General features: G+C 44.9%; 11 protein-coding genes, 1 tRNA gene, 1 pseudogene and 1 riboswitch. Of the genes and pseudogenes, 9 read left to right on the top strand and 4 right to left on the bottom strand.

What is annotated here, in order from left to right; genetic code table 11:
- From IM456_RS17415 to IM456_RS17405, 3 genes and pseudogenes are all read left to right on the top strand, one after another.
- A pseudogene (locus tag IM456_RS17415) lies at positions 1 to 409 on the top strand (hypothetical protein); the annotation flags it as partial.
- Positions 410 to 552: 143 nt separating this feature from the next.
- Positions 553 to 858 carry a hypothetical protein gene (locus IM456_RS17410; RefSeq protein WP_002752790.1) on the top strand — a complete coding sequence of 102 codons (306 nt, stop codon included), beginning with the start codon at positions 553 to 555 and terminating at the stop codon, positions 856 to 858.
- Positions 855 to 1,265, top strand: a complete 411-nt coding sequence (locus IM456_RS17405) for a type II toxin-antitoxin system VapC family toxin (RefSeq protein ID WP_012268333.1) — start codon at positions 855 to 857, stop codon at positions 1,263 to 1,265. The genes IM456_RS17410 and IM456_RS17405 overlap by 4 nt, the downstream gene beginning before the upstream one ends.
- 172 nt (positions 1,266 to 1,437) lie before the next feature.
- On the opposite strand, the gene IM456_RS17400 is transcribed toward IM456_RS17405, so the two are convergent.
- Entirely contained in the window at positions 1,438 to 2,178 is a 741-nt protein-coding gene (locus IM456_RS17400) for a choice-of-anchor C family PEP-CTERM protein (protein WP_012268334.1), read from the bottom strand.
- Between the two features lie 298 nt (positions 2,179 to 2,476).
- Here IM456_RS17400 and IM456_RS17395 point away from each other — a divergent pair, with 298 nt between their 5' ends.
- From IM456_RS17395 to IM456_RS17380, 4 genes are all read left to right on the top strand, one after another.
- Complete coding sequence (locus IM456_RS17395; RefSeq protein WP_002782221.1) at positions 2,477 to 3,079, top strand: Uma2 family endonuclease; 603 nt, start codon at positions 2,477 to 2,479, stop codon at positions 3,077 to 3,079.
- A gap of 173 nt (positions 3,080 to 3,252) precedes the next feature.
- Positions 3,253 to 3,387: riboswitch (cyclic di-AMP (ydaO/yuaA leader) on the top strand.
- Positions 3,388 to 3,494: 107 nt separating this feature from the next.
- Entirely contained in the window at positions 3,495 to 4,334 is an 840-nt protein-coding gene (ntrB, locus tag IM456_RS17390) for a nitrate ABC transporter permease (RefSeq protein ID WP_061431454.1), read from the top strand.
- Positions 4,300 to 5,742 (top strand): CmpA/NrtA family ABC transporter substrate-binding protein, encoded by a 1,443-nt coding sequence (locus IM456_RS17385; RefSeq protein WP_287712793.1) that lies wholly within the window; start codon positions 4,300 to 4,302, stop codon positions 5,740 to 5,742. Before ntrB ends, IM456_RS17385 begins: the two co-directional genes overlap by 35 nt.
- A 9-nt stretch (positions 5,743 to 5,751) precedes the next feature.
- Positions 5,752 to 6,588 carry an ABC transporter ATP-binding protein gene (locus IM456_RS17380; RefSeq protein WP_287693300.1) on the top strand — a complete coding sequence of 279 codons (837 nt, stop codon included), beginning with the start codon at positions 5,752 to 5,754 and terminating at the stop codon, positions 6,586 to 6,588.
- Positions 6,589 to 6,690: 102 nt separating this feature from the next.
- Here IM456_RS17380 and murA read toward each other — a convergent pair whose 3' ends face one another.
- Positions 6,691 to 8,004, bottom strand: coding sequence for a UDP-N-acetylglucosamine 1-carboxyvinyltransferase (gene murA / locus IM456_RS17375; RefSeq protein ID WP_287693299.1), 1,314 nt, complete (start codon positions 8,002 to 8,004; stop codon positions 6,691 to 6,693).
- 191 nt (positions 8,005 to 8,195) lie between these two features.
- On the opposite strand from murA, the gene IM456_RS17370 reads away from it, so the two are divergent.
- Positions 8,196 to 8,279 (top strand) — tRNA-Leu (locus IM456_RS17370).
- A gap of 62 nt (positions 8,280 to 8,341) precedes the next feature.
- The gene (locus IM456_RS17365) at positions 8,342 to 9,136 is read left to right on the top strand and encodes a TrmH family RNA methyltransferase (RefSeq protein ID WP_194017231.1); all 795 of its coding nucleotides are present in this window, start codon (positions 8,342 to 8,344) and stop codon (positions 9,134 to 9,136) included.
- 42 nt (positions 9,137 to 9,178) lie between these two features.
- Here the strand turns inward: IM456_RS17365 and IM456_RS17360 are convergent, their stop codons facing one another.
- Positions 9,179 to 9,919, bottom strand: a complete 741-nt coding sequence (locus tag IM456_RS17360; RefSeq protein ID WP_287693298.1) for a TIGR02391 family protein — start codon at positions 9,917 to 9,919, stop codon at positions 9,179 to 9,181.
- 373 nt (positions 9,920 to 10,292) lie between these two features.
- Positions 10,293 to 10,478, bottom strand: a complete 186-nt coding sequence (locus tag IM456_RS17355; protein WP_002799309.1) for a hypothetical protein — start codon at positions 10,476 to 10,478, stop codon at positions 10,293 to 10,295.
- Between the last annotated feature and the right edge of the window lie 181 nt (positions 10,479 to 10,659).

Raw genomic sequence — 10,659 nt, 5'->3', positions numbered from 1 at the left:
AGGGACACAGAAACGAGCAGTAGAAGAATTAGTGCAATTGCCTGAAGGTAATCCTTTCCAAGAGAATTTACTGGAAATTCTGGCCAACTGGCGCAAGAGTTTGGAATTAAGAGATAATTTAAGTGCCGAAGAACAGGAGGAGATTATGAACCTATCACCAGCTTATTTACAACAACGAGAAGAGTGGAAACAAGAAGGGATACAAGAAGGGATACAACGAGGCAGTTTAGAAGGACAACTATCGCTGATAACCAGTCTTCTGGAAGGACGGTTTGGCCCCCTAGATGCAGAATTATCTGGTCTGGTGGAACAGATTGCCCAACTTCCTATCTCGGAACGCACCGGGTTACTTCTTTCTCTGGCCAATTTATCTCGCTCAGAACTGTTAGAAAGATTCAGGGAAAATTAAACTTTCAGTCCCAATCTCAAAAACAGACAATTAAAATTCCCGATGAACAATCATTTCCAAATCCTGAAGAACCTTAAATGTCCTGCTTATTTTGCTAGACTAAAGAAGTCCCAATTCTTGATTAGCCTGAGATAGGAAGGATTATGGTCAATCAAATCAGCATTGTCATCTCCAAGAATCCCGACGGATATTCACTCAAATCTCCTGAATTAGCAGCAATTGATTACCAGGATAGCTCTCTAGAAGGCGTTTTAAATCGACTGAAAGATGCCCTGGAAACTCATCTGATGGCTTCTGATATATCTCAAGAGGAGACTGGAGAATCAATTTTAAAGATAGTTGATAGGTTGAATCTGAACTTCCCTGAAGAAGAACTTGAGCCGCTTCCATCTGACGGTGCAGAAGAGCATGACCATTATCTTTATGGGAGTCCCAAGAAAAGGCAATGAAACAAATTTTTGCCGACACTTTCTACTGGGTTGCTTTAATCAATCCCCAAGATAATTGGCATCAACGAGCCAGAGAAGTTACGTCCAGTCTCAAAAACGTTAAACTTGTGACGACGGATGAAGTTTTGGTAGAGCTACTGAATTTTATGTCAGTCCGGGGAGCAAATCGGAAGCGGCGTACTGTCGAATTTATCGATGATCTGCTCCAGAATCCCCGCCTTCAAGTCATTCCGCAAAACCGAGAATCATTCCTGCAAGGCTTCGAGTTATACCGCCGCCGTCCAGACAAAGAATATAGCCTGACAGATTGTATTTCAATGACGGTCATGCAGCGCTTAAAAATCAGTCAAGTGTTAACTCACGATAATCATTTTCAGCAAGAGGGTTTCATAATTCTATTTGAATAACAGAGGGAAAATTAAACTTTCAATCCCCCTAAGCTAGGAAAAACTATCCCCAAATAGAAAACGGGTTTCTCGGAGAAACCCGTTTTCTGTGCGTTACTCAACGGATTTAGTATGACAACTGATAAAAACCCCTCCAATTAATGAAGGGGAATTGTCGGATTTATTGATGGTATTAGGAGACTTTTGTGGTTTCTTTTTCTGTCGATTTGGATGATTTGAATTGGCGCTTGAGGGTTGAGGCTGCGCCGAGTGTGCCGAGGGCTAGTATGCTTAGGATGGAGGAGGGTTCGGGGACTGATTCAGCATTACTCACCACAGTGACATTATCTAAAGCTGGACCCCAAAATCCTGAGTTGTCAAGACTTGAGAATGTTAGAGTTGTCTGATTACCAGTGGCTTGAAAACTTAATTCGTGTAGTTGCCATTGAAGATCTAAGTGGTCAGATGCGGATGTTGAAAAAATTTGGTTAACTGCTGCAACTTGAACACTAACTTGACGAGGATTAGGAAAAGAAGGATTAGTCGCACTCAAGTCTGGTCCCGCTAGAGAGAAACTTAAAGTATAGAATTGTCCAATAATTGTAGAAAAAGTTTGAGATAAAGTTCCACTACTTCCCCCATCAAGATTTAAATCTATAATTAAATCTCCCTCGATTGGAAATTTCATGTCATTACTGTTGTGCCAATCAACGCCTGCACCACCTATTGTCCATCCTGTAAGAGCAGAACTTCCCTGACTTAGTCGTGCAAAATTAGGATCTACAACATTAGAGTCATAATCTCCTTCTTCAAAAGAACCATTGATAATCAGATTAACTGCTGAAGCAGGTGATACAAAACTAACAGTAAAGAGAATCGAACTGCTTATTCCAAGAGCTATAGTGGTTACTTGAGAACATGACTTAAGTTCCATTATACTTCCCCCAACAATTTTGTTTTAAATGCGATCGCCTCCCTCGCGGCTAGATCAAGCAACAACCCAACCCAACCCCAAAAGGAGATAGCAAAACAATACACATTCCCCCCCCAGAACTGTATCCTAAGCTACATTTTTATAAATATTTACATTCCTCTCCGTCAGGCTTCTTTGGCAACGTTAAGAGCGATCGCCTTCTATCTTTTAGTAGTCAATAATGCCGATGACAAGAGCTAAGTTAAGATTGAAGGGCATTCAGTTGTTAATTCGTGTAATTCTTGAGTAGGGCGAAAATATGACGACACTACTTGTACAAGCGACCTCTGCTCCTCTGATGATTGATCTTCCTTGGATTATGCCGATGACGGAGGAGCAATTTTATGAATTTTGTTTAGCCAATCGAGATTTACGCATTGAACGCAGTGCTAGTGGAGAAGTGATCGTTATGCCTCCTGCTTTTTCAGATACGGGTAATCGCAATTTTAATATAGCTCTGCAACTGGGGAACTGGTCAGAACTAGATGGGACGGGGCTTGGGTTTGATTCCAGTGCGGGTTTTACGCTGCCCAATGGCGCGACTCGTTCACCCGATGCTGCTTGGATTAAATTAGAACGCTGGAATGCTTTAACAGAAAAACAAAAAGCCTCTTTTGCCCCCATCTGTCCCGATTTTGTCATTGAATTGCGTTCTGCTAGTGATACAGTATCCAGTTTGCAGAAAAAGATGGAAGAATATATTGCCAATGGTACTTTATTGGGTTGGTTAATAGATCGCCAAAATCGCCAAGTCTATATTTATCGTCCCCATCGAGAACCGGAGATTTTAAATGCTCCTGAAACCATTAGTGGTGATCCAGAATTGCCGGGGTTTGTATTAGTAATGGCTAAGATTTGGTAAATGCGATCGCTGCGGACTCCTGTTATGAATTATGAATTATGAATTGGGGAAGTGGGGAGTGGGTTTTTAAAGTTGGATTGGGAGTTAATCATACTGTTAAAAAATGATTTAGTATCAGGGGCGACCGGGATTTTCCCACAACTCGATCGAATGTGCTATCATTCTGGGCAAATAGAGTAAGTCAGCCTAATTCAACCGTGGTCTGTTGAAGCGGAGGAACCGAATTTGGGGCGAATTTCAGTCAATGAAAAGGACATCTCTCAGTCCTAGCCCGTCAGCTAACTTCGTCGGCATTGGGGGAAGACTGAAGAGAAACAGAATAGGAGATATTCCTGCAAATATTCTGGCTCTTTCAGGATTCTTGGTTGGTACTGCTCATTATCTGGACCTCGATCCTTATATAAGGGTAAATAACATGAATATTGCGGCTATTTTAGTCGCTGGGCGTGCCACAGGCAGGCAAGCGAAAGCTTGGCTGTTTAAGGATGTGGTACTGTATCCGGCGATGGGTTTTATCGGTCTGATTACCCTCTGGTGGATGATTGCGACTTTCCGAAGTGAATTGATGCCCAATCCTTGGCAGGCCTTGACTAGCAATCTCGATTATATTCTCCATCCCTTCTATCGTCGCGGTCCGGGCAATCTCGGCATCGGTTGGCTATTGCTGGCCAGTTTGCGACGCGTCTTAATCGGTTTTCTGTTGGGAGCATTAGTGGCTATTCCGGTCGGGTTTCTCATCGGGCTATCCCGGCCAGCTATGCTCATCCTCAATCCGATCATTCAAATTCTACGCCCCGTTTCCCCCCTAGCTTGGCTACCTATCTCTCTAGCCATGTTTGGAGTCGCGGAACCCTCGGCCATTTTTGTGATTTTTATCACCTCCCTCTGGTCAACCATGATTAATACAGCCCTAGGAGTCGGTAGTGTACCCAAAGACTATATCGATGTGGCCAGAGTCCTAGAAATGCCCAAATATCGCCAGATTTTTAAAATTATCCTCCCCGCTAGTTTGCCTTACATTTTTACGGGATTGCGCTTAAGTTTAGGAATTGCTTGGCTAGTCATCGTAGCCGTGGAAATGTTAACCGGAGGTGTGGGAATCGGGTTTTTTCTCTGGGATGAGTGGAATCGCTTAAACCTTAGTTCCGTCTTTCTGGCGGTGATTGTCATCGGCGTTACCGGTTTAATCCTCGATTACCTAATTAGCCGTTTACAAGTCCTTGTCACCCATCGTCCCGCTAAACCGGGCAGTTAATACCATGATTCCCCCCATATCTAGACGTACCTTCCTTCAGGGATTGGGGACGACTTTGGTTACTGGTAGCCTGACTGCCTGTACTATCAATGCCAGTCGCAACCCGACGGGATTAACCGAGGCAGCCCTAGCCGTAACCCCGATTATCGATCCGAAAACCCTAGAAAAACCTCACCTCACCGTGGGATATGTCCCCGTCAATGATTGCGCCCCCTTCGCCGTCGCCTGGGAAAAAGGCTTTTTTCGTAAGTATGGACTGAATGTCACCCTCAGTCGGGAAGCAAGTTGGGCGAATTCCCGTGATGGGATTATCTTCGGACGCTTGGACGCTTCTCCCGTGGTCTCCGGGGCGATTACCAATGCGAGGACGGGGGCAGAAGGGGCGCGGGTTGCCCCTCTGTGTGGGGCGATGACTATTCATCGTCACGGCAACGCTATGACCATGAATCGGCCGATGTGGGATTTTGGCCTTCGACCTTGGCAAGAGTATAATGGCGATCTTGAGCAAGCGGGACGGCAACTGCAAGCCTATTTCCAGAGTATCCCCCCGGAAGAGCGCATCTGGGCGGTGGTCTTGAGTTCCTCCATCTATGAATACTTCCTGCGTTACCTGACGGCATCGATGGGCATTAATCCGATCGAAGAATTTCGTCTTTTGATTATTCCGCCGCCGCAGATGGTCAACAATATGCGTATTGGCACAATGCAGGCTTATATGGTGGCCGAACCCTGGAACACTAGGGCGATTAGGGGTAACGAAGGGGTCGGTTTTACCTTTGCCCAGGGACGGGAAATCTGGCAAGGACACCCCGATCGCATTCTAGCGGTGATGGAGTCTTTTATCGAAGAAAACCCGAAAACCTATCGCTCTTTAGTCAAAGCGATGATTGAAGCTTGTCAGTATTGCGATCGACCTGAAAATCGAGAGGAAGTAGCGACGATCATTTCCGGGCGCTCGTTTACAGGGGCAAAACCACAATTTACCCGCCCCGGCATCGTTGGGGATTACAACTATGGCGGTTTCGATGATCGAAAACGTCTGGTTGAGGATCTAGCGACGACAATTTTTTTCGCCATGCCGAAAGATATTGCCAAGGCCGATCACGATCATTCTACCTTTCTCTGGCAATCCGAAAGTCTTTGGTTAATCACCCAGGCCGCTCGCTGGGGACAGATTGCTGAAATACCCAAAAATGCGGAAGAAGTAGCTAAAAAAGCTTGGAAAACCGATTTATACCGTCAAATCGCCGACGATATGGGTATTGTTTGTCCCAGCGAGGATTATTACGTCGTACCGCCGGGGGCTTTTATCGATCAAAAAGCTTTTGATCCTAGCGATCTCGTCGGTTATCTCAACAGTTTTGAAATTCGCGCCAATTCACCTCAATTCTTTTATTTGCAGGGATAATTCATTATTATGACCCAATTCTCCTCTGTTCCTAACCCGCTCTCAAGTTCCTTTTCCGGGGAAGAATTTTTAGAGATTAAAAATATCGTTAAAGCTTATCCTAAGGCTGATGGCAGCAATTTTGTTGTCCTTGATGGGGTCAATCTGACTATTAGTTCCCAGGAATACATTTCGGTGATCGGTCATTCCGGTTGCGGCAAATCGACGCTTTTAAAAATTATCGCCGGTTTAGAACAAGCCTCCTCGGGACAGGTCACTTTAGAAGGAAAATTAATTCGTAAACCGGGGGCTGACCGCATGATGGTTTTTCAGCATTATTCTCTTTTGCCCTGGTTGACAGTGCGAGAAAATATTCGCTTGGCGGTGGATGAAGTTCTTAAAAGTGCTAGTAAAGTTGAAAAAAATAGCCTTGTTAATGAACATTTAGCTATGGTGCATTTAACGGCCGCTGCCGATAAATATCCCGAAGAAATCTCTGGCGGAATGAAGCAGCGGGTGGGCATCGCTCGCGCTTTGGTAACTCGACCGAAAATGCTATTAATGGATGAACCTTTTGGGGCTTTAGATGCTTTAACTAAGCGAAAATTACAACAGGAAGTGCTGAAAATTTGGGAGAGTCACCGGCAAGCGGTGATTATGATTACCCATGATGTAGATGAGGCAATTTTCATGTCCGATCGCATTGTTTTAATGACCAATGGACCCCATGCTAATATCGGTGAGATTTTAACAGTGCCTTTTCCCCATCCCCGGGATCGTCACGCCATGCGAGAAACTCAAGAATATTATGATTTAAGAAATCATGCTCTCGATTTTCTAGAGCGTTATTTTACAGCCGATGAATAGGCGGTGAACAAGTCAGATAATATCTGTAGGGGCGAAGCATTCGGATAGGAAATCTACGGTTTCAGCGATAGGTTATTGCCCGAATGCTTCGCCCTTTTTCTATTAAGATTGGGTCAGGGTAGCCAATTCTAAGGCTAAAGGATCAACCCGGCGTAAATTTGCCCCTAATGCTCCTAATTTACCCTCTAAATTATCGTAACCTCGATCGAGGTGATGGAGTCCCTGCACAATAGTAGTCCCCTGGGCTGCTAATCCTGCTACCACCAAAGCTGCCGAAGCGCGTAGATCCGTGGCCATCACCGGAGCCCCGGAGAGGAAAGGCACACCGCGCACTAAAGCCACATTTCCTTTGACCTTGATATCTGCTCCCAGACGCTTTAATTCCGCCACATGACGCAGACGATTTTCAAAAACCGTCTCATTAACCACGCTACTGCCCTCGGCTAAAGTTAATAGAGCCATAAATTGGGCCTGCATATCCGTGGGAAACCCGGGATAGGGCAGGGTTTCCATATCGGTGGCTTTTAAGTCCCTAGGGATAATCCGGAGACGATTGGGACCATCTTCCACTACTTCTGGACCGATTTCGTGCAGTTTAGCAATTACCGAAGCTAAATGGCTGGGAATCACGGGATAAAGACTAATTTCCGAGCGGGTAATCGCCCCGGCTATCAGTAAAGTCCCGGCTTCAATGCGATCGGGAATGATATTATAATCGGTACTGTGCAGACGGGAAACTCCCTCAATAACAATTGTATTGGTCCCAGCACCGCGAATTTTTGCCCCCATGGAAACACAAAAATTGGCTAAATCAATCACCTCTGGCTCCTGGGCCGCATTACCGAGAATGGTTTCTCCGAACGCTAAAGTCGCCGCCATCATTAAGGTTTCCGTCGCTCCCACACTGGGATAATCCAGATAAATATTCGCCCCTTTCAGACGACCATTACCCTTAACGCGGGCGTGTACCATGCCGCCATCAATTAATACATCTGCACCCATTGACTGTAGGCCTCTAACGTGCAAATCCACTGGTCTGGCCCCAATGGCGCAGCCGCCGGGGAGGGGAACTTTTGCTTCTCCTAAACGGGCTAAAATCGGTCCAATGGCAAAAAAACTGGCTCGCAACTGGGAGACGAGATCGTAGGGTGCTTGAGCTTGTTTGAGGTCTCTGCCATCAATCTCTAGTCTATCTCCGGTGCGACTGACTTGCACGCCCAAAGCCGAGAGAATTTGACTCATCCGCTCGATATCGGCCAGGGCAGGTACATTACTAATCTGGCACTCGTCGGAGCAGAGTAAAGCTCCCGCCATAATCACTAGAGCGGCATTTTTGGCACCACTGATCTTGACTTCACCCTTGAGAGAGTGACGACCTTGAATTTCTAAATAGGGATGCTCGGTATCGATGGTCATAGGATGATTCATTTATCTTGGTTGGCAGTCTTGGCTAAGGAGAGCTTCGGCAAAATGACACTGCATTTTATCAGATTTTTGAGGAAATTATTGGTGATTCTACCCCGAAAAGCGATTTTTGTCTTAATTATCTCAACTATCTTGACTTATGGATTGTCCGATAGTATAGTAGGAGATTGTGAAAGAAAAATGCGGAACTGGCGGAATTGGTAGACGCGCTAGATTCAGGTTCTAGTGTCTGCAAAGACTTTCGGGTTCAAGTCCCGAGTTCCGCATTATCTCCCTCAAAACGTAGTTATTTAGGGCAGCCCTAGCGGGGTAAAAAATCCGACTGGCTATGATTAGCAGTGTTCAAAACCCTTTAATCAAGCAAATTCGCAAGCTACACCGCACTAGAGAGCGACAGGAGCAGAATTTGTCCTTAATTGAGGGAACGCACTTACTAGAGACGGCTTTAGCTGTGAATTGTTCCCTAGAGACGGTTTGTTATACTGAAAAGTGGCAGCAAAGACAGGGACAATTAGCAGAGAAGCTTCAAAATCAGGCGAAACGAGTCGAGATAGTTTCCCCGGAAGTCCTCGCTTCCCTAGCAACAACGGTTAATCCCGATGGTGTGATTGCCACTATTTCCCGTGATCACCTTCATCCAGTCCCCCAAAATCCGCTACAATTGGGCTTAGTTTTGGAAAGATTGCAGGATCCAGGCAATCTCGGCACTATTATCCGCACTGCTGTGGCTACGGAAGTACAGGGTATCTGGTTAAGTCTCGATAGCGTCGAAATCGATAACCCCAAAGTGATCCGCAGTTCCGCCGGGGAATGGTTTCGATCGCCCCTAGTGGTAGAATCGGATTTATCCGCTTTAGTGAAAAAATATCAAGCACAGGGGGTAAAAGCGATTGCGACTTTACCCACAGCCACCAAAAACCATTGGGAGATTGATTTTACCCGTCCGACTTTAATATTATTAGGCAATGAAGGAGCCGGTTTATCGCCCCAATTAGCGACTTTAGCCGATGAAACGGTGAAAATTCCCCTCTTTGGTGGTGTGGAATCTTTAAATGTTGCGATCGCTACTGCTGTCATCCTCTACGAAGCTAGAAGACAATTATCCTACAGTAGGGTGGATTAGCGTCAGCGTAATCCACCGTTAAACCAGACAAGAATTAGAGATTTATGTATTCTCGTTTTCTGTCTCCCAATTTAAATCATCTAGCATCTTCAACAATAAATCGATGAATACGATAATTGCTCCACCCTCCTCTGGTTTAGGATCGATGAATCGATGCGCGTAAGGGTTACGAAAAAGCTTCATTGTACCCGAATATAAATCACGGTATGCCTCTAATTCTTCTGATGGAAGCTGATCTTTTTGTACAGATTTATTGCTTCCAAAAATTAGGTTAACAATACCATTACCCGTGGCTTTTTGATTAATATTATCTATATTTCCCAGTTTCCTCATGCGGTCTTCTAAAACCACTGTCGCATTGCGAATCGCAGTATCCCACGCTTTTGGATTATCTCCACCCGCACTCACAGAAAAACGGACTCTCTCCCATAGTTCGGAGTCTAAATGTTCAACTTCAGTCAAGGGAATTAGATGAGGAATAGCCGAGCGATTGGGTTCAGCAAAGTTAGAATCAACCGCTTCATAAGCTTTTCCTGTTAGAGCGCCCTTGTATTGAACGGACTTCGAGTCTTTTTTTTGCCATTTAACATAATCATATTCTTCTAATATATCGAAGGTTGCGAATTCGACATAAGGAGTGCTATCAAAACCATTGTAATCTACCCAAAGATGACTGTTAACAGTCGGACAGTAGTACCAAATACTGTCCTCTTTAAGATGATCAGCCCGTACTTCTTTAACTATCCATCGCAAAAGGTTTTTTTGTTTTTCTGTTAGACTCATATTTACACCTCCAAAAATAATTAACAGTACCATTATACTATGTAGGTTTGATTTTCGTAACGGGAATTTGCTAAAACCGACATCTATATAGGGTCTGCTGAAAAAGTACGGGCGAAGCATTCGGATAGAAAATCTACGGTTTCACCGATAGGTTATTGCCCGAATGCTTCGCCCCTACAGGACACGGGCCGATGAAGACGCAAGGTTTTGAACGAAGATTCTCTCAAAATCTTGCACCTGTGAGAGCAAAACAGAACCCTAAAACCCTTACCTCGTCTATATTTCACATTTATTCAGCAAGCCCTATATAAATCCCTCGGATAGGTGAAACTGTTTCTATGAATAGTGAAATTTGATACAGTCAACCAATTTTTTACACTTCCGTTTTTTTGGCAAGTTTTGGCGGAATTTGCTCGGCTGTTAAGGTGACAATTTGGCCATCTTTGAAAATGCTGATAGACTCTCCTAAGAGGCGGTGTCTCTCAATTGCTTCTGCGATTGCGACTCTAACACCTGTATCGATTCGTTCCGATAATTTATCAGGAATTGGCTCAGTCATGGGCTGCCTCGGTTATTTGTTGCCAGATAGAGGAGTCATAGATATTGACATCCTCGCCGCCCTAAAAGTGCGGCGATTCCTAAACCTCACGATTTAAGTTTCTGCTTCCACCACCGTCGCATACCACAGTTAAAAAACCATGTACTGTCTTACACAGAGTCCACAGACTTTCGCCCCATTT

It is taken from the genome of Microcystis sp. M079S1 (genome assembly GCF_020246425.1).
Lineage (GTDB): Bacteria > Cyanobacteriota > Cyanobacteriia > Cyanobacteriales > Microcystaceae > Microcystis > Microcystis aeruginosa.
This window is presented reverse-complemented; position numbering and strand designations above follow the sequence as displayed.

Bases quoted from the DNA above. Each gene is read 5' to 3' on its own strand.
- IM456_RS17355 (WP_002799309.1), bottom strand. From the start codon at position 10,478: ATGACTGAGCCAATTCCTGATAAATTATCGGAACGAATCGATACAGGT.
- IM456_RS17380 (WP_287693300.1), top strand. From the start codon at position 5,752: ATGACCCAATTCTCCTCTGTTCCTAACCCGCTCTCAAGTTCCTTTTCC.
- ntrB (WP_061431454.1), top strand. From the start codon at position 3,495: ATGAATATTGCGGCTATTTTAGTCGCTGGGCGTGCCACAGGCAGGCAA.
- IM456_RS17365 (WP_194017231.1), top strand. From the start codon at position 8,342: ATGATTAGCAGTGTTCAAAACCCTTTAATCAAGCAAATTCGCAAGCTA.
- murA (WP_287693299.1), bottom strand. From the start codon at position 8,004: ATGACCATCGATACCGAGCATCCCTATTTAGAAATTCAAGGTCGTCAC.
- IM456_RS17400 (WP_012268334.1), bottom strand. From the start codon at position 2,178: ATGGAACTTAAGTCATGTTCTCAAGTAACCACTATAGCTCTTGGAATA.
- IM456_RS17410 (WP_002752790.1), top strand. From the start codon at position 553: ATGGTCAATCAAATCAGCATTGTCATCTCCAAGAATCCCGACGGATAT.
- IM456_RS17405 (WP_012268333.1), top strand. From the start codon at position 855: ATGAAACAAATTTTTGCCGACACTTTCTACTGGGTTGCTTTAATCAAT.
- IM456_RS17395 (WP_002782221.1), top strand. From the start codon at position 2,477: ATGACGACACTACTTGTACAAGCGACCTCTGCTCCTCTGATGATTGAT.
- IM456_RS17360 (WP_287693298.1), bottom strand. From the start codon at position 9,919: ATGAGTCTAACAGAAAAACAAAAAAACCTTTTGCGATGGATAGTTAAA.